Origin of the sequence: Sediminibacterium roseum (genome assembly GCF_009939005.1) — a bacterium.
GTDB classification, from domain to species: domain Bacteria; phylum Bacteroidota; class Bacteroidia; order Chitinophagales; family Chitinophagaceae; genus Sediminibacterium; species Sediminibacterium roseum.
The window spans coordinates 712070-729369 of sequence record NZ_JAACJS010000015.1 but is presented as its reverse complement, the minus strand read 5'-3'; the positions used below and the strand labels follow the sequence as shown (position 1 = coordinate 729369).

The 17300-nt window shown below is 48.3% G+C and carries 15 protein-coding genes; 5 read left to right on the top strand and 10 right to left on the bottom strand.

Annotation, left to right across the window (positions count from 1 at the left end):
- Nucleotides 1–8 precede the first annotated feature (8 nt).
- From GWC95_RS14320 to GWC95_RS14305, 4 genes are all read right to left on the bottom strand, one after another.
- Nucleotides 9–1592, bottom strand: coding sequence for a DHA2 family efflux MFS transporter permease subunit (locus GWC95_RS14320; protein ID WP_161819402.1), 1584 nt, complete (start codon nt 1590–1592; stop codon nt 9–11).
- Nucleotides 1593–1631: 39 nt separating this feature from the next.
- Nucleotides 1632–2678, bottom strand: a complete 1047-nt coding sequence (locus GWC95_RS14315; protein ID WP_161819401.1) for an HlyD family secretion protein — start codon at nt 2676–2678, stop codon at nt 1632–1634.
- Nucleotides 2679–2706: 28 nt separating this feature from the next.
- On the bottom strand, nt 2707–3327 hold the full coding sequence (locus GWC95_RS14310) for a TetR/AcrR family transcriptional regulator (protein ID WP_161819400.1): 621 nt from the start codon (nt 3325–3327) through the stop codon (nt 2707–2709).
- A gap of 108 nt (nt 3328–3435) precedes the next feature.
- Nucleotides 3436–4317, bottom strand: coding sequence for a bestrophin family protein (locus GWC95_RS14305; protein WP_161819399.1), 882 nt, complete (start codon nt 4315–4317; stop codon nt 3436–3438).
- A gap of 145 nt (nt 4318–4462) precedes the next feature.
- Between GWC95_RS14305 and GWC95_RS14300 the strand changes: the two genes are divergently transcribed.
- Both GWC95_RS14300 and GWC95_RS14295 read left to right on the top strand, forming a co-directional pair.
- Nucleotides 4463–6172 carry a DUF3472 domain-containing protein gene (locus tag GWC95_RS14300; protein ID WP_161819398.1) on the top strand — a complete coding sequence of 570 codons (1710 nt, stop codon included), beginning with the start codon at nt 4463–4465 and terminating at the stop codon, nt 6170–6172.
- Between the two features lie 194 nt (nt 6173–6366).
- The gene (locus GWC95_RS14295; protein WP_161819397.1) at nt 6367–6774 is read left to right on the top strand and encodes a hypothetical protein; all 408 of its coding nucleotides are present in this window, start codon (nt 6367–6369) and stop codon (nt 6772–6774) included.
- An 18-nt stretch (nt 6775–6792) separates the two neighbouring features.
- Here the strand turns inward: GWC95_RS14295 and GWC95_RS14290 are convergent, their stop codons facing one another.
- Complete coding sequence (locus GWC95_RS14290; protein WP_161819396.1) at nt 6793–7917, bottom strand: lactonase family protein; 1125 nt, start codon at nt 7915–7917, stop codon at nt 6793–6795.
- Nucleotides 7918–7992: 75 nt separating this feature from the next.
- On the opposite strand from GWC95_RS14290, the gene GWC95_RS14285 reads away from it, so the two are divergent.
- On the top strand, nt 7993–8715 hold the full coding sequence (locus GWC95_RS14285) for an endonuclease/exonuclease/phosphatase family protein (protein ID WP_161819395.1): 723 nt from the start codon (nt 7993–7995) through the stop codon (nt 8713–8715).
- Here GWC95_RS14285 and hisC read toward each other — a convergent pair.
- From hisC to hisG, 4 genes are read right to left on the bottom strand one after another with little or no spacing between them, the layout of a single operon-like run.
- Entirely contained in the window at nt 8712–9767 is a 1056-nt protein-coding gene (hisC, locus tag GWC95_RS14280; RefSeq protein WP_202630296.1) for a histidinol-phosphate transaminase, read from the bottom strand. The two genes, GWC95_RS14285 and hisC, sit on opposite strands and share 4 nt — an antisense overlap.
- Nucleotides 9768–9794: 27 nt before the next feature.
- Nucleotides 9795–10220 carry a GNAT family N-acetyltransferase gene (locus tag GWC95_RS14275; protein WP_161819394.1) on the bottom strand — a complete coding sequence of 142 codons (426 nt, stop codon included), beginning with the start codon at nt 10218–10220 and terminating at the stop codon, nt 9795–9797.
- A gap of 10 nt (nt 10221–10230) precedes the next feature.
- Nucleotides 10231–11502, bottom strand: coding sequence for a histidinol dehydrogenase (gene hisD / locus GWC95_RS14270; protein ID WP_161819393.1), 1272 nt, complete (start codon nt 11500–11502; stop codon nt 10231–10233).
- Nucleotides 11503–11523: 21 nt separating this feature from the next.
- Entirely contained in the window at nt 11524–12384 is an 861-nt protein-coding gene (gene hisG / locus GWC95_RS14265; protein ID WP_161819392.1) for an ATP phosphoribosyltransferase, read from the bottom strand.
- 305 nt (nt 12385–12689) lie between these two features.
- On the opposite strand from hisG, the gene GWC95_RS14260 reads away from it, so the two are divergent.
- Together GWC95_RS14260 and GWC95_RS14255 are read left to right on the top strand one after the other, a co-directional pair.
- A complete protein-coding gene (locus GWC95_RS14260; protein ID WP_161819391.1) occupies nt 12690–13472 on the top strand; it encodes a glycoside hydrolase family 16 protein in 783 nt (260 codons plus the stop codon).
- A 31-nt stretch (nt 13473–13503) separates the two neighbouring features.
- The gene (locus GWC95_RS14255) at nt 13504–15921 is read left to right on the top strand and encodes an alpha/beta hydrolase family protein (protein WP_161819390.1); all 2418 of its coding nucleotides are present in this window, start codon (nt 13504–13506) and stop codon (nt 15919–15921) included.
- 112 nt (nt 15922–16033) lie between these two features.
- Here the strand turns inward: GWC95_RS14255 and GWC95_RS14250 are convergent, their stop codons facing one another.
- Nucleotides 16034–17266: a redoxin family protein gene (locus GWC95_RS14250; protein ID WP_237722166.1), complete on the bottom strand. Its 1233-nt coding sequence runs from the start codon at nt 17264–17266 to the stop codon at nt 16034–16036.
- Between the last annotated feature and the right edge of the window lie 34 nt (nt 17267–17300).

The following is a 17300-nucleotide window of genomic DNA, read 5'->3' as shown; positions in this document are numbered from 1 at the left end:
TTTTAAATCTAATGCGAATCCGCGGCGGCCTTCATCGCTGCAGCCACTTCCTGTTTCGATTTCTTTTTTACCCTGAGAAACCCAACCAGCGGTATCACCAGGATAAAAAAGATGGTGATCAACCGGAACGTATCGAGGTAGGATAGATAGTATGCCTGCCTGTCTACAATATTGTTGATCGTTGCCAGCGCTTTTGTAGAGGCGCCTGCCACATCTCCCGACCTCGCAATGATGCCCTGTGTGATCGTGTTGCTTCGTTCCAGGAACATTTGTGATTCACCGGTAACTTTTGTAACCAGGTCTATCCGGTGTTGTGCATATTGGTGCGCGATGTAGTTGTTCGCCAGCGCAATACCAAATGCACCACCCAATTGCCTGATCATATTGTTCAGGGCAATGCCCGATGCATAATCTTTCGGCTGCAATCCCGCAACCGCCTGGTTGATCAACGGCAACTGCACCATGCTGATGCCCACCGCGCGCAGGGCGAGTGGAACAAAGAAATCCCATTTGCCCACATCCGGGCTCACACCCGCACTCATCCAAGAGTACCCGGCAAACAAAAGAAAACCCACTACCACAAACGGTATGGGCGACACACCTTTGCTCATCAGCTTACCGATGATGGGCATCATCAATACCGTGATCAGTGTTGGAGCAAGCAGTGTCAACCCCGTTTCATACGCAGTGAAACCCAGCGTTCGCTGCGCCAGTACCGGGAACACAAAAACCGAGGTGAACAAACCCACACCTACCACAAAAGTGAAGATGGTGGTGAACGCCAGGTTGCGGTTGCCGAGCACCCTTAAATTAACTGCGGGGTTTTTTATCTTCAGCTCATACCAGATAAAACCGGCCATTCCAATGAATGCGAGAACCGAAGTGATCTGGATCACATTGCTGCTGAACCAGTCTTCCGCTTCGCCTCTTTCCAATACGTATTGCAAACAGCCGATGCCTACCATCAGTAATAAAATACCGGTGTAATCGATCTTGATGTCTTTCTTCTTTTTGCCTTCGCCCTCTTTTTTGCTGATGAAGGTGAACGATAAAAAAGTGGCGATAATACCGATCGGTATATTTATCATAAAGATCAATGGCCAGGAAGCGTGATCGATGATGTAGCCCCCGAGTGTTGGCCCCAGCGTTGGCCCCAGCACGATACCCATCCCAAACAATCCGGATGCGATGGGCCTGTCTTTGGGTTCGAATGCATCAAACAGGATCGCCTGCGAGGTAGACAGCAAAGCGCCGCCCCCCACACCCTGTATAAAGCGCCAGATGATGATCTCCACAAGGCTGCTGGATTGCCCGCACATATAGGAGGCAGCCGTGAAGATGATCATCGAAACGATGTAATAGTTTTTTCTTCCGAAATATTCAGCGAGGAAACCCGTGAGTGGAATGATGATCACATTGGCGATCGCATAGGAGGTGATCACCCAACTGATGTCTTCAATATTCACGCCCAGGCTGCCACTCATATCGCTCAGCGCCACATTCACAATGGATGTGTCGATCAGCTCCATCACCGCTGCGGTGACCGTGGTTATAACGATGATCGCTCTCGCGAATCCCTTAGGTGTTGCCATAAAAAAAATAATTAACTGTGCCCTGCCCGGCGGGAAAGGTTATTTTACTTCCGCGCTCACAAACACACTCAAACCTGCCCTTAGCATTTTTCTGTACTTGTCGATGTCTTTGATCTGGATCTTTACCGGAACGCGCTGCGTAACTTTTACAAAGTTCCCGCTTGCATTATCGGGCGGCAGCAAAGAGAATTTTGCGCCCGTGGCATCACTAAGGCTTTCGATGGTTCCTTTTATTTTTTGATCTGGGAAAGCGTCGATCTCTATGTCTACCTCTTTACCCGGATACAGTTTCTTCAACTGGTTCTCCTTGAAATTTGCGATCACCCAGTAAGTGGTATCGTTTACAATTGAAAACAACGGTGTGCCTGCCTGCACATACTGTCCTTCGGAAACATTCTTCTTACCGATCTTTCCTGCCTGCGGCGAATAGATCTTTGTATAAGTGAGTTTCAGTTTTGTCTGTTCGATCTTTGCCTTTTTCACATCCAGTCCCGCCGCTGCTTTCTGGATGTTTGCCTGCAACACGGCGATGCGGCTCTCTGCCGCAGTGAGATCGGTCTTGCTGTTCTCCACCTGCTGCCCCGCTGTTTCAAGGTTGAATTTTGAATCGTCGAGTTGTTTTTTTGTGATGGCCTGGTCGGCATACAAACTCTGGTCTCTTTTGAGATCGTCTTCCGCCTTTTTCCTGCGCATCTGGCTCAGGTCGATGTTGCCTTTGTTTACGCGTAGGCTGACAACGGCATTGTTCAATGCGGCTTTTGCATTTACCACATCCACTTCGGCCTGCCTGTAATCGGCTTCCATCTCCAGGAGCTGGGTTTGCAGTTCTGCGTCGTCGAGTTCAACAACGAGCTGGCCTGTCTTCACCGAGTCGTAGTCTTTTACAGAAATGGATTTCACATACCCGGCCACCCTTGGTAATACCGGTGTGATCTGTGTTTCAATCTGTGCATTGTCTGTTGTTTCGTGTGTCAATACAAAATTGATCTTTTTGTAACCGAAATAGCCCGCTACGAGTAAGACGAGGATGATAACGATCGTTCTTACCGGCGATTTTTTTTCTTTGGTTGCTGCTTGCTCTGCCATATAAAACTGTTTGTAGTTTGTGTGTGGTTTATTCTTTTACGAGATATGCGTGGATAACCTGTTTGAGGTGTTTGATCAGACGTTGCCTGAAATGCGGGTCGGTATAAGGGTCAAAGCTCCCGTCTTTTTCCATCAGCACATTGCACATGGCTTTGGATAACATGGTCTGGTTGATCGTACCGATCAGCGTGGCCATGGTTAATTCGGGGTCCACTTTCTTAAACACTTTTTTCTTCACACCCATTTCAATGATGTTGCGCAGTGTTTTTATGTTGCGCATGAATATTTTAAGGATGTTGGTGTGCATCGATTCACGCTCACTCACCAATAGTTCCTGGTGAAGCACGCGGTGAAAGGATGGGTTGGATAAGATTTTGGCAACGTAATTTTCAATGATCAGGTCGATCTTCTGTATCTCCGACATTTTTGTATCTGCTTCGATCTCGTCCAGTTTGCCGCGCATAAATGAGGCCTTGTATTCAACGATGGCTTCAAACAGCCTGTCTTTCGACCCGAAATAATAATTCACCATCGCCACATTCACATCGGCGCGTGCGGCCAGGTCGCGGACTGAGGTTCCTTCAAAACCCTTCTCCGCAAACAACTCAATGGCCACATTCATGATGTGCTCTTTCTTGTCAACTGTCATAGTAAGAAATTAGGAAATGCAAAGTTTAAACAAATGTTTGAATTAATCAAACGTTTGTTTAGTTTTTTTGGATGAGCGGTTGCTGAGGGATAAATAAATGATTGATAATCACGCTAAAATTTCATAAACATTTTTCCGGATGTTCTCTGCCATCCGTTGCATCGGCAGGTCGTTGTCGTCTTTCCCAAACGGGTCCTCGATCTCTTCGGCGATCATTTCGAGGCTTCCCAATACATAAGAAATGAATGCCACCACCGGGATGGTCAGATACCCCATTGTTAATGCAAAACCCAGCGGAAGCGTGACCAGGTAAAAGAAGATGAATTTTTTGATGAACACGCTGTACGAATACGGTATCGGTGTATTCTTGATGCGCTCGCAACCGCCGCAGATGTCGAGGAACGCTTGCGCCTCATTGTTCAACATCAGCAACTGGTGCCCGCTGATCTTCTGGTCGCGGTAAAGCAAATTGATCTTGTTCATCAGCAGCATGGCCACCTGGTTGGGTATGTGTTTGCTTGTATCGAAACCGGGAATATCGGGATGTGGCGCGGTATCGAGTGCCAGCCTTGTTCGCTCATTCTGCAAATGCAAACGCAGTTCATCTGCAAACAACGGGATCAGTTTTTTGAAAAAGCTCCTGTCTTTTTCATCGTCGGCAGACAGCATACTGTTGAGCTTCACCGCGAGGTTGCGGCTGTTGTTCACTAGGCTTCCCCAAAGCTTCCTGCCCTCCCACCATCGGTCGTACGCGGCGTTGGTCCTGAACACCAGCAGCATGGAAATTGCAAAACCCAGCAGGCCGTGCATGGTAGGAATGTTCTTCACGAAACTGTTATCGGGCAAATGCAGGAACACGCGCTCTACATATACTGCCCCCCAGGAGTACAGGCTCATCAGTACAATTGCCGGCGACAACGTACGTATCGTATCCGCCTTATGGAAACGAAAGATAAAAGAGAACCATTTCCTGGGATTGTAGTTGATCATAAAATAAAATTACTGGTTGCAGCAACAGGAAACAAGCATCCGGGCATACAAGATTTTATTCCGGCCCGGTTTGTATACGGCAATCCTTGTTTCTTGCTTCTGATAACCTTAACTTGTTGGCGTTTCCTGATCCAAAACCAATGCTATGATCCGTTCAATCATTCTTGTTACCTGTATTTGTTCGTGTATCAAACTTTCGGCACAAGCCATCGCCATCCCTGCATCCACGGGCTATGCAGTGCCTGTGGAAAAAGAGGAGCGCGGTATGTTTTCTGAAAAGAACGGGCTGCACTGGACAAATGCTTCGCAGAAGATCTCTTACACTTTTTACCTGCGCAGAGCCGGTGAACTGGCGATAAGCCTGGACCTGAAAAACAAATCGGCAGGAAATACGATCAGGGTTTCTGTTGAGGATGAACACGGGCCTTCGGCAACGAAAACGGGACAGCCTGCTGTTTCACCGGGCAAAGTTTTTACCGTAGCGGTTCCTTCTTCCGTTGAATACAAAAACACACAAGTTGGAAAGGTGTATGTCAAAGACAGTGGTTTCTATACCATCACTTTGTCTTCCGTAAAAAAAGCGGGCGATGTGATCGCCGATATCCGGTCCGTTCTGCTCTCCGGCAGTGCAACCGAAAACATGCACTTCAACCCGAAACCCAGGCGCAATGCGGCTTCCGTGCATTTGAAATATCCTGTTCCGGACAGCGTGAAGGCAACTTCTTTTTACAATGAGATCACCGTTCCTGCAGGTGCGGATCTTGTACACAGCTATTACATGGCCTGCGGGTTTGCGCGCGGCTATTTCGGGATCCAGGTAAACAGTGCAACGGAACGGCGGGTTATTTTTTCTGTCTGGGATTCAGGTAACGAAGCCATAGACAGAAACAAAGTGGCCGACTCAAACAAGGTGCAGCTCCTCGCCAAAGGTGAGGGTGTGTTTGCCGACGGGTTTGGCAACGAAGGCACGGGCGGCCACAGCCATTGGGTTTACCCGTGGAAAGCAGGGGAGACCTATAAATTCTGGGTAACCGCATTGGCAGACAGTGCCACGCATACCACCATTTACACCGGCTATTTTTTTATTCCTGAACTGCAGAAATGGAAGCTGATCGCGAGTTTCAAAGCGCCGCACGATGGACAAACGCTGCGCAATCTTTATTCCTTCAACGAAAATTTTGTTGGATCGAATGGGCAGCTTCAACGCAAAGCGTATTTCGGGAACCAATGGATACAAAGACAAAACGGGTCGTGGAAAGAACTTACCCAGGCCAGTTTCTCCTACGATGCAACCGGCAAGGCGGGCGACCGTATCGATTATGGAGGGGGAGAGGAGAATGGAAAATTTTATTTGTGGAACGGTGGTTTCCATAAAGCAAATGCACAATATGGCGATGTGTTTTCACGCGCTGCCGCCGGCGTGCGGCCAATGGTTGATGTAACGAAGAATGCCGACAGTCTTGTGCAGGCGGAAAAAGACAAACAGGAAATTCTTGCGCGTGTGAAAAACAAGGAGATCGATACAACCGGAAGCAAGGATGGCGTATACTATCATATACTCAAAGAGGGAACGGGCGATTATGTTTCAATAGATGATACGGTGACATTGTATTACAAAGGCTGGATACTTCAAACGGGGCTTGTCTTCGACCAGACGAAAGACAAACCTGCGGTGTTCCCGCTGCGCCGCCTCATACGCGGCTGGCAGATCGCTGTGCCGATGTGCAAGCCCGGCGGAAAGATCCGCATGTACATTCCTTCAGGTATTGCCTACAGCATAAGAAGCCGCAGCAAGGATATTCCGCCAAACAGTATATTGGTATTTGATGTGGAAGTGTTGAGCTCGAAAAAATAGCTGCGTGAATCGTTGATCGTTCCTGCAATGGTGCGCTGTTGCAGGAACGATCACTCATATAAAAAATATTGAACAAGTAAGCCGGAACAAAGCTTTTTTCCCGCGTTAACAACCGGGGTATTTCCCCTTTTTTTTAAACTGGTTCGCGAGTGGTAGTTGAAATGACATCGTTTACTATTACTTTGTAGCCGGCAATGAAAACCCTCCGGTTCATATCGCTCCTGTTATTGGTGATTATATGCAGTGCCGCTTTGTTTGGCGGCTGTCACATGGTGCATGATCCAAGCGGGGATTCTTTGGGACTTCCTGCTTACCTGTTGTACGAAACGGTGTTCAACGATTATTCTTCTATTGGCTGGCTACTCTTGATCGTGGTGGGATTTTTCAGTTTGTTTGTGACCGTGCTGGTGCTGTGTAAGAGCCGTGTTTATTCTTTCTTCATTATTCTGCAGGGTGTGGTACTCTGCATTTTTATTTTTGTACAATTGCTGTTGCTTCACGAAACTTTCACCATCCAGTATGTTTTCCTCGGCATCGGCGCGGTGTTGATCTACCTGGGTGTATTGCAGAACCAACAGAAGCTTGAGAAAGATACCAGGTAGCCCGTTGTTCGTTTCTCTCTAGAATGCATGCTTCAGCATCTTCAAGCATACAGGGCTCGGGATCTCCAGCTGTTTGCCTGTTTCGGATAACATACCTGTGAATTTATTTCTCCGGAAGATCACAATGTTGTTTGTTTTTTGATTGGCAACCAGCAGAAAATTCCCGGACGGGTCTATCATAAAATTGCGCGGCCCGGTGCCGAGGGTTGATTGGTAGCCGAGGTTCGCGATCATGCCATTCACGGGGTTGATGGCATATATGGCAATGTTGTTCTCATCGCCGCGGTTTGATGCATACAAAAATTTTCCATCGGGTGAAACATGTATATCTGCGCTCCCGGGTTGGCCTTTGTAATCCGACGGATGTGTAGGTACACGCTGTATGAACGTTGCTTCCCCATCGTTGTAGCCATACACATCTATGGCGCCACCTAATTCTTCCAGCACATACATGTATTTTCCACCGGGCGAAAATTCAAGATGCCGCGGGCCCGCACCGGGTTGCGTGGCAACCTGCGGATTGGCTGCCGGCAGCAGCGGTTCTTTTGCGGCGCCATCGAATTTGTAAATGCTGATCATGTCGAGGCCAAGGTCGGGCGAGAACAAATATTTTTCTTCCGGTGAAAAGAATACGGAGTGCACATGCGGTTTTTCCTGCCGTTGCGGGTTGAAGCCTTTTCCTTCGTGCACGAGGTGCTGTGCAAAAGGTTGAAGCGATCCGTCTGTATTCACCGGCAGCATGGCCAGGCTCCCCCCGGTATAATTGGCAACGGCCACCCATTTGCCGTCTTTTGTAACCGAAACATGGCATGGGTTTTCACTGCCACTGGATTGTTTGTTGAGGAAAGACAATTTGCCGTTGGCTGCATCAAATGCATACGAGGCAACAAAACCCGACCTGTCGCGGCTCACTTCGTTTACCGCATACAAATATTTCCCATCACCTGTAACGGCCAGGAAAGAGGGGTTGGCTGAACTGTCTGTATTGCTTACCCAGTTTAGCTCTCCCGTATTGGAATCAAATTTGTAAACATAGATACCCTTGCTACCCGTATTGGTATATGTACCTATGAAAAGATAATGATCCTGTGCAGGTGCCTGCAAAACGAGGCTGAAGAGAAAAGCAGCAAACAATAAACGCATCTTTGTTCTTTTAGAACCGTAAGATAAAGATTGCATCCCGTTTTGCATATACATTTGTGGCGAAATGCGCGCCACATGAAGATCATCACCTGGAACTGCAACATGGCCTTCCGAAAAAAAGCGGCGGCCATTCTTGCGCACGCGCCTGATGTGCTAGTGGTGCCCGAATGTGAACATCCTTCCCGTTTGTCCTTTCCCGAAGGAGTGCCGCCATATACGGATGCGCTGTGGTTCGGTTCAAATGCCAGCAAAGGGCTTGGCATTTTTTCTTACGGAAGTTTCAGGTTGAAAAAAATACGCAGCCATAATCCCGATCTTAAACTGATCGCGCCCATAACCGTGTATGGCGGTGGTTTCGATTTCACACTTTTTGCCGTCTGGGCCAACAACCCTGAAGACCCCGATGGCACTTATGTTGAACAGGTCTGGAAAGCCCTTCATCATTACAACAAACGCATCAACCGGAAACAAACGGTGCTTGCAGGGGATTTTAACAGCAACACCATATGGGACAGGAAATACCGCGTGGGCAATCACTCTCATGTGGTAGAAAAACTGGCGAAGAAAAAAATACAGAGTGTTTACCATCTTCACCACAACCAGTTACATGGCGCGGAACTGCATCCGACGCAATACATGTACAGGCACAAAGACAAACCTTATCACCTCGATTATTGCTTTGTTTCCAAAGATCTTGCTGATAAGATCGTTTCAGTTGAGGTTGGCGAATTTGATAATTGGTGCAGGTACAGCGACCACGTGCCGCTCATCGTGCATTTCAATATCGATAAGGCTTAACGCGCATACCATTCGTGCATGGCCTCCACAAGCAGCGTATTTTCTTTTTCGGTGCCGATGGTTACGCGCAAACAATCTTCACAAAGCGTCACATTGCTCCTGTCGCGCAGCACAATTCCCTTTGTAAGCAGGAACTCATAAATGTTTCGCGCTTCTTTTATTTTTACCAGCAAAAAGTTCGCGTCTGAGGGATACACTTTTTCAACCGTTGGCATCGACCTGAAAACTTCCGCCATTGCTTCGCGCATGTCTACAAGTATGCGGATCATGTCGTTTACCTGTCCCACCTCTTCCAGTGCCTTCAACACGAGTTCCTGTGTTGCCTGGTTGATGTTGTAAGGCGGTTTTACCTTGTCAAGGATCCCGATGATACCTGCAGAAGCAAAGGCCATTCCAAGGCGAAGTCCGGCCAGCCCCCAGGCCTTGCTTAATGTTTGTAACACTACGAGGTTTGGATAGTCTACCAGTTCCTGTATAAATGTTTTTTGTTTGGAGAAGTTGATGTATGCTTCATCGATCACCACAATACCGTTGAAATTATTCAGCACCATTTCTATATCGGCCCGGTTCAATGCATTGCCGGTTGGGTTGTTGGGTGAGCAGAGCCAGATGAGCTTTGTGTTTGCATCAACCAATGTTTCCAGGTGAACGAGGTTCAGCTGGAAGTCTTCCAGCAAGGGCGCCTTGCGTATGGCAATATCGTTTATGTTGGCGCTTACTTCGTACATGCCATAGGTTGGCGGGCAGATCACAACATTGTCTTTTCCCGGTTCACAAAAACTGCGGAACAACAGGTCGATGCATTCATCGCTCCCGTTCCCTAAAAAAATATGTTCGGGCGCAATGCCTTTTATCCTGCCCAGCTTTTCTTTAATGGCACGCTGGTGCGGATCGGGATAGCGGTTGTACCATTTGGTAAGCGGCGAGCCCAGGCTGTTCTCATTCGCGTCGAGAAACACTTTGGCTTCTCCGCTGAATTCATCACGGGCGGATGAATAGGGGGTGAGTTTTTTGATGTTTTCCCGGGTTATCTGTTCGAGGTTGAAAGACATTTTTATTCCAATTTTTGATAAATGATTTTACAAACTTCTCTGGAAATGAAAACCGACGATCCTGTAGCCCTGGTTCATCCAGAATTTTTGCCCGGCGGTATTTGCCGTATAACAATTCAGTTCCGCAGCGATGCAGCCTTTTGATCTCCCATATTCGTGTACCCATTCCATCATTTTTTCACCAAGGCCCTCGCCGCGGTATTCGGGCAGTATCATCACGTTGTCGGGCTCGATGTGGCGGCCGACATAATATTTGGTGAGTATCCACATGCCGCAGATCCCGATGAGTTTTTGGTTGTCGAATACACCCAGGCATTCATAACCGCGCTGCACCATTTCTCCGACGCGCTCACGCAATACTTCTTCGGGAATTTTGTCGTTGAGTATCCTGAGCAGCGGAACGATGCTGAAGATCTCGCCTGCCGGGATGAGTTGGTAAGTATATGTTTTCATAAGCCAGGTTTTACAGGCGGATGCGTACAGCATTTGCGTGTGCCTCCAGCCCTTCCGCTTCCGCCATCAGGGTTACGGTTGATGCGATCTGTTGCAACCCTTGTTTTGATAATTTCTGGTACGTTATTTTTTTAACAAAGCTGTCTACACTCACACCGCTATAGGCTTTTGCAAAGCCGTTGGTGGGCAAGGTATGATTGGTGCCGCTCGCGTAGTCGCCGGCGCTTTCGGGTGAATAGTGCCCAAGGAAAACCGAGCCCGCATTGGTGATCTTTTCTGCAACCGATTCATCGTTTGCGCACGAAAGGATCAGGTGCTCTGCTGCATAGGCATTCACCAGTTCGATGGCCTCATCCATGTTTTTTAATACGATGGCCGCACTGTTCTCCAATGCTTTTGCGGCGAACTCTTTTCTTGGCAAAACGGCAAGCTGTTCCTCCAGTTGCTGCTGCACTTTGGAAACAAGCGTTTCGCTGGTGGCCACGAGCAACACCTGGCTGTCTGCGCCGTGCTCTGCCTGGCTCAACAGGTCGGCGGCAATGAAAGAGGCATCGGCTGTATCATCGGCGAGCACGCATACTTCGCTTGGCCCTGCCGGCATATCGATCGCGGTTCCTTCCTGCTGAACAAGTTGTTTTGCGCAGGTGACGAATTGATTACCCGGCCCGAAAATTTTGTATACCTGCGGTACGGTTGCTGTTCCATAAGCCATCGCGGCGATCGCCTGCACACCACCGATCCTGTAAACAGCCGTGATACCGGTAAGTTGCGCGGCAAACAGGATTGCGGGATGGAGTTTGCCATCCTTGCCCGGTGGCGAGCACAAAACGATCTCTTTGCAACCTGCGATCTTTGCAGGAATGCCCAACATCAATATCGTGGAAAACAAAGGCGCTGTTCCGCCGGGAATGTACAGCCCTACTTTTTCAATGCCGATGCTTTTGCGCCAGCAGCTGATGCCCGGCATTGTTTCGATGACTTCAACAGCTGCCAATTGTTTTTCATGGAACAAACGGATGTTTGCTGCCGCCTGTTCAATCGCGGATTTCAACGCCGGAGAGATAGATGCGGCCGCTTCGTTGATCTCATCAGGTGGAACACTAAGATGCGAAAGAGAAACGCCATCGAATTGTTGTGTAAATTTTTTCACCGCATCGTCGCCGTTTCTTTTTACCTCGCTCATAACGGCGCGCACTTTTTCCTGCAGCAAGCTGTTATCGATGGCAGGGCGTTGCAGTATTTCTTGCCAGGTTTCCCTGCCGGGATATTTGATGATCTTCATATCTGGTTAATTGGGAACAAATCAAACAATCATTTTTTCAATCGGAACCACCAATATGCCCTGTGCGCCTGCGGCTTTCAGTTGTTCAATGATGTCCCAGAACTCGTTTTCATTTAAAACACTGTGAACGCTGCTCCAGCCTTGTTCGGCGAGGGGGAGCACGGTCGGGCTTTTCATGCCGGGTAACAGGCCGATGATCTCGTCCAGTTTTTCGTTGGGTGCATTCAGCAGGATGTATTTGTTGTTCTTTGCTTTTTTTACCGATTGAATGCGGAACAGCAACCTGTCGATGAGCTTTAGTTTTTCAACGGGCAATTGCTGGTTCCTGATCAGCACGGCCTGCGATTGAAGGATGGTTTCCGTTTCTTTCAAACCGTTCATGAATAAAGTAGAACCGCTGCTTACCAGGTCGCAGATCGCGTTGGCCAACCCGATACCCGGCGCTATCTCAACGCTTCCACTGATCTCGTGGATCTCGGCTTCAATATTTTTACCCTTCAGGAAATCACCCAATATAACAGGATAACTTGTGGCGATCTTTTTGTTGGCCAATGAACTTACATCGTTGTAGGTTTCGTTTTTGTTTACGGCGATACTCAACCGGCATTTTCCAAAGCCTAGTTTTTCGATCACTTCCACTTTCTTTTTCTTTTCGTACACCACGTTCTCTCCTACAAAACCAATATCGGCAACGGCATCCTCCACATACTGCGGAATATCGTCGTCGCGCAGAAAATACACTTCAATCGGAAAATTGGTGGCATCCGCTTTCAGTTTGTTTACACCGTTGCTTATGTCGATACCGCATTCCTTCAGCAACCGCATCGAATCTTCGTAGAGCCGGCCGCTTTTCTGGATGGCTAATTTTAATTTTGTATCCATGTCCCTGTTTATAAAGAATAATTAATAATTCCTGATTCTTAATTCCTAATTATCATTCGCTCCGTTCCCAACAAAAAAGGCTTACCAAATCGGTAAGCCTTCATGTTTTATCGTTGTGCACAAAACACCAGCAGCCTACCCCCGGGGTAAGAAATGATGATGGTGGATGTGTGCAAATGTTTTCATATCAGGACACAAAAGTAAAGGCATCTGCATGGATGGGCAAATTTTTTTCTCCAAACGGCCCGTAACGCTGATAAACAGCGGTTTTTGTCTGTATATTGCTAACCCCAACCAGGTCTGCCATGAAAAAACACACGCTTGTTATCATTGCCTGTTTCTCCTGTGCGCTTGTATTTTCCCAATCAACGCAAAAAAGAAAACTGGTGTGGAGCGATGAGTTTGACCGCAATGGTCTTCCCGATCAAACCAAATGGTCGTACAATGTTGGCGGCCACGGATGGGGCAACCAGGAACTGCAGTTTTATACCGATGGGCAAATGCGGAATGCGCGTGTTGAAAACGGTATGTTGGTGATCGAAGCGCTCAAAGAGCAGGTAGGTACAAACCAATATTCTTCGGCGCGGCTTGTTACCAAGGGAAAGGGAGACTGGACCTACGGACGTATTGATGTACGCGCCAGGCTTCCCAAAGGCGTAGGAAGCTGGCCGGCCATATGGATGCTCGGTTCGGCCACACCATTCAAATGGCCAAACGATGGGGAGATCGATATCATGGAACATGTTGGTTACGACCAGGGAATGATCCATGCATCGGTTCATACAAAGAAATATTACCACAGCATCGGCACACAGAAAACGGCGAAGACCTTTCTGGCAGATTGCAGCGAGGCATTTCATGTGTATTCACTGGACTGGGATGCGGAAACCATTACGATGCTCATCGACGAAAAACCATATTTCAGTTTCAGGAACGAACATACAGGCAGCGACGCATGGCCCTTTGATAAACCCATGCACCTGATATTGAACATTGCAGTGGGCGGTGGATGGGGCGGACAGAAAGGTGTGAACGATGCAATTTTTCCATTGAAGATGGAAGTTGATTATGTAAGAGTGTACCAGTAATATTTCAGATCTTTTTATCCAAAACAATCACATGAGAAAAACAACACAGTTTGTAGCGCTGCTGTTTCTTTTATTGTCGTGCCCATATTTGCGCGCGCAGGATGCAGTAGGTTACCAGGCCCCGCCCAGGGAGATCGCCGATCTTTTATTGGCAAAACCAACACCATCCGTGCGCGTAGACAGCAAAGCGGAGTGGATGTTGCTGAGTGAACGGAATTCTTACCCAACCGTAGAGGAGCTCGGCCAGCCCGAGAACCGTATTGCGGGCATGCGTTTGAACCCTAATAATTTTTCGCCGAGCAGGCAAACATTCATCAACAATTTCAGGTTGAAGAACATCAGGACCGATAAGGAATTTGCTGTAGCCGGGCTTCCCGCCGGGCTGCTGGCCGGTAATGGTGTGTGGAACCCCTCTGAAACAAAAATCGCGTTCACCAATGCAACCGGGAGCAGGATAGACCTGTATGTGATCGACATCGCAACAAAAAAAGCAACGAAGATCAACAAACAGCCGGTTAACATGGTATTGGGCGCTCCTTTTTTGTGGGTGGATGACAATACGATCTTTTACAAGGCAACCACACAGTCGGCTACCAATGCGCCCAGAAGACCCATTACACCAAAGGGGCCAACCGTGCAGCAGAATCTCGGGAAAGCCGCGCCCAGCCCTACTTTCCAGGACCTGATCAAATCGCCTTATGATGAACAGCTGTTCGAGTTCTATGCAACTTCCCAACTTGTACAGAACAAGAACGGGGTGGAAAGCAGCATCGGCAAACCGGGTTTGATCAACTCTGTTGTATTATCGCCCGATAAAAAATACATGATGGTACGCACCATCAAAAAGCCTTTTTCTTACCTGGTAACGGCGAATGGATTTCCATCAACCGTTGCCATCACCGACCTTACGGGTAAAGTGGTGAAGGTGCTGGCAGAACTGCCATCTTCGGAAGGAACCCCTTCGGGATACGACAATACGCAGAATGTACCAAGGGCCTTCGACTGGAGAGACGATGAGCCCGCAACCATTACATGGGCCATGCCTTTAGACAGCGGGCTGATCAGGAAACAAATGGAGTATCACGATGTGGTGTATACATTGAGTGCACCTTTTACGGCGGAGCCGAAAGAATTGTTCAGAACAAAAATGCGTTATGCGGGTACAAGCTGGGGAGATGCATCGCTGGCGCTGGTTACAGAGATCTCGAGGTCCAAACAAATGAACCGTGTGAGCCGGTACAATACTGCTGCCAACACGATGGAACCCCTGTGGGAGCGCAATACAACCGATGCGTACAACAACCCGGGTACGCCAGTAACCACCAGGAACAAATTCGGCAGGCCGGTTATCCAGACAACCGATAACGGAACAAAAATCCTGATGAACAATACCACAGGCGCGTCGGCAAAAGGAGACCTCCCTTTCCTTGCCAAGTTTGACCTGGCAACAAAAAAGAACGAGATCATCTGGCGCTGCCAGGAAGGTGTGTTTGAAGTGGTGGAAGATGTGATAGATGCGGATAAACTCGTATTGCTCACCCGCCGCGAATCACAAACCATCGTTCCGAATTATTATATCAAGAACCTGGTGCTGCGCATCGCAGACAAACCGATCACGGATTTCGCAAACCCGTATCCTTCACTCGTAGGCGTTACAAAAGAGAAAGTAAAATACAAAAGGGCAGACGGTGTTGACCTTACAGGCGACCTGTACCTTCCCAAAGGATACAACAAAGACAAAGACGGGCCCTTACCCGTTGTGATCTGGGCCTACCCGAGGGAATTCAACTCGGCCGCAGACGCCGCGCAGATCAGGGGCAGCAAAGATCGTTTTACAACCATCAGCTGGGCATCGCCGATCTTTTATGTTACGCAGGGTTATGCGGTGCTGGACAATGCCGAGATGCCGATCGTTTCTTCAGGCCCCGACAAAAAACCAAACGATGATTTTGTTAAACAACTGCAGCTGAATGCCGAAGCGGCGATCAAAAAATTATCGGACATGGGAGTGGGCGATAAGAACCGCATGGCTGTAGGCGGACACAGCTATGGCGCCTTCATGACGGCCAACCTGCTCGCACATACCAACCTGTTCAAAGCCGGTATTGCAAGAAGCGGCGCATACAACAGAACACTTACGCCGTTTGGTTTTCAGAATGAAGACAGAACCTATTGGCAGGCGCCAGACCTGTACCACGATATGAGCCCGTTCAGCTATGCCGACAAGATCAAAACACCGATCCTCCTGATACATGGCGAAGCCGACGACAATACCGGTACCTATCCCATCAACAGCGAACGCCTGTTTGCGGCCATCAAAGGAAATGGCGGAACGGTTCGTTTCGTGTTCCTTCCCTACGAAGCGCACAGCTACCGCGGAAAAGAAAACCTGCTGCACATGTTGTGGGAGCAGGGACAATGGCTGGATAAATATGTGAAAGGAAAATAACACCGACCCGATACCATTGCATAAAAAAGACCGATGATTGCCATCGGTCTTTTGTTTTTATTATGGAAGAACACTCAACAAAAAGTGAATCGTTGAAAGTTGGTGCCCTTGTTCAATGTTTTATTGGTCGCAACAGTTTATCAATGGTTTCTTCAAACTCTTTTTTCATCGCCTCGTAATGTTCGCCGGTGCCGGGCCCTTCAAATCCTGCTTTCATGGCGGCGACGCGGTGTTTTTTGTTGAGGATGATGGTGGAAGGGAACGATTTGATTCTTGTGAATTGCGGCAGCGTTTTTTCTGTCCGCAAGGTATCACCAACAGAAACGCCCGTATTAAGCATGCTATATTTTACGTTGAAACGTTTTCTGAATTTTTCGATGCTTTGCCTGGCCTTGTCGAAATCGGTTGAGTACTCGTATGCAAGCGCGATCACCTCTACACCACGTGCCTTGTTTTGGTTATAGTATTCGCTCAGGAAAGCTGTTTCGTCCATACAGTTGGGACACCATGATCCCATGATCTGTATCACAACCACCTTGTTCCTGAATTTCGGATCATCGAGTGAGACCCATTTCTTATCCAGGTTGCGGAACCTGAAATTTACTTTTTCATCGCCGTCTTTGAAATACATGGATGCAACATCGGGCAGCGTTGCGGTATCGTTGCGCGTGCCCTGCCATGTTTCCTTTCCCGTTGGCCCGGAATAAAAAGTACCGCCGCTCACACTCCGGTCGTTGTTGATCTTTGCCGTGAGCAGGAACACGTGTACGCCATCAAAAGTGGAGAGCCGCATGCTGTCGCCATCGATCACGCCGGATAAATACCGGTAATCGCCGGTTGGCGTTAAAAAAGTTCCGCGAAGCGTATTGCCCTTTTGCTGCCACTCGCCAATGGCAGGTCTTGTAGTACCATTCTCTCTTGTAAATGTAACCGCCCATCTTCCCGTTACATCCGCCACAGCAGGTTTCAGTGCGGGCGATTGAACACTCATCTGCGTTTCTGCCACAAACGGCATTACCAGTGGGGCTGCCGTAGTTGTTTTGGTCCAGACGCCCTCCCAGCGTTGCGATGAAATTCTCCTTGCTTTGAATGCCGATTCAAAAACAGGCAGCTCAAAAAACACCGAGTCTTTCGTGTAGCGCACCTTGTCCATCTTTATCCGCTCATTGGCATTGATGATGTAGAGAACGGTTTTCCTGTTTTCCATCCTCACATCAAAATGAAAACGGATCACCTGTCCGTCTGGCCTGGCAAGGTTGCCAAACCATGGGCCCTGTTGCAGTTCCTGCGCCATTGCCGTGTTCATCAATAAAACCAATGCCATTAATATTGACCCGATCCGCATTTTGTATGATTTAAGAAGCAAAATTAGGGGTAGT

Bases quoted from the DNA above. Each gene is read 5' to 3' on its own strand.
- GWC95_RS14320 (WP_161819402.1), bottom strand. From the start codon at position 1,592: ATGGCAACACCTAAGGGATTCGCGAGAGCGATCATCGTTATAACCACG.
- GWC95_RS14315 (WP_161819401.1), bottom strand. From the start codon at position 2,678: ATGGCAGAGCAAGCAGCAACCAAAGAAAAAAAATCGCCGGTAAGAACG.
- GWC95_RS14310 (WP_161819400.1), bottom strand. From the start codon at position 3,327: ATGACAGTTGACAAGAAAGAGCACATCATGAATGTGGCCATTGAGTTG.
- GWC95_RS14305 (WP_161819399.1), bottom strand. From the start codon at position 4,317: ATGATCAACTACAATCCCAGGAAATGGTTCTCTTTTATCTTTCGTTTC.
- GWC95_RS14300 (WP_161819398.1), top strand. From the start codon at position 4,463: ATGATCCGTTCAATCATTCTTGTTACCTGTATTTGTTCGTGTATCAAA.
- GWC95_RS14295 (WP_161819397.1), top strand. From the start codon at position 6,367: ATGAAAACCCTCCGGTTCATATCGCTCCTGTTATTGGTGATTATATGC.
- GWC95_RS14290 (WP_161819396.1), bottom strand. From the start codon at position 7,917: ATGCGTTTATTGTTTGCTGCTTTTCTCTTCAGCCTCGTTTTGCAGGCA.
- GWC95_RS14285 (WP_161819395.1), top strand. From the start codon at position 7,993: ATGAAGATCATCACCTGGAACTGCAACATGGCCTTCCGAAAAAAAGCG.
- hisC (WP_202630296.1), bottom strand. From the start codon at position 9,767: ATGTCTTTCAACCTCGAACAGATAACCCGGGAAAACATCAAAAAACTC.
- GWC95_RS14275 (WP_161819394.1), bottom strand. From the start codon at position 10,220: ATGAAAACATATACTTACCAACTCATCCCGGCAGGCGAGATCTTCAGC.
- hisD (WP_161819393.1), bottom strand. From the start codon at position 11,502: ATGAAGATCATCAAATATCCCGGCAGGGAAACCTGGCAAGAAATACTG.
- hisG (WP_161819392.1), bottom strand. From the start codon at position 12,384: ATGGATACAAAATTAAAATTAGCCATCCAGAAAAGCGGCCGGCTCTAC.
- GWC95_RS14260 (WP_161819391.1), top strand. From the start codon at position 12,690: ATGAAAAAACACACGCTTGTTATCATTGCCTGTTTCTCCTGTGCGCTT.
- GWC95_RS14255 (WP_161819390.1), top strand. From the start codon at position 13,504: ATGAGAAAAACAACACAGTTTGTAGCGCTGCTGTTTCTTTTATTGTCG.
- GWC95_RS14250 (WP_237722166.1), bottom strand. From the start codon at position 17,266: ATGCGGATCGGGTCAATATTAATGGCATTGGTTTTATTGATGAACACG.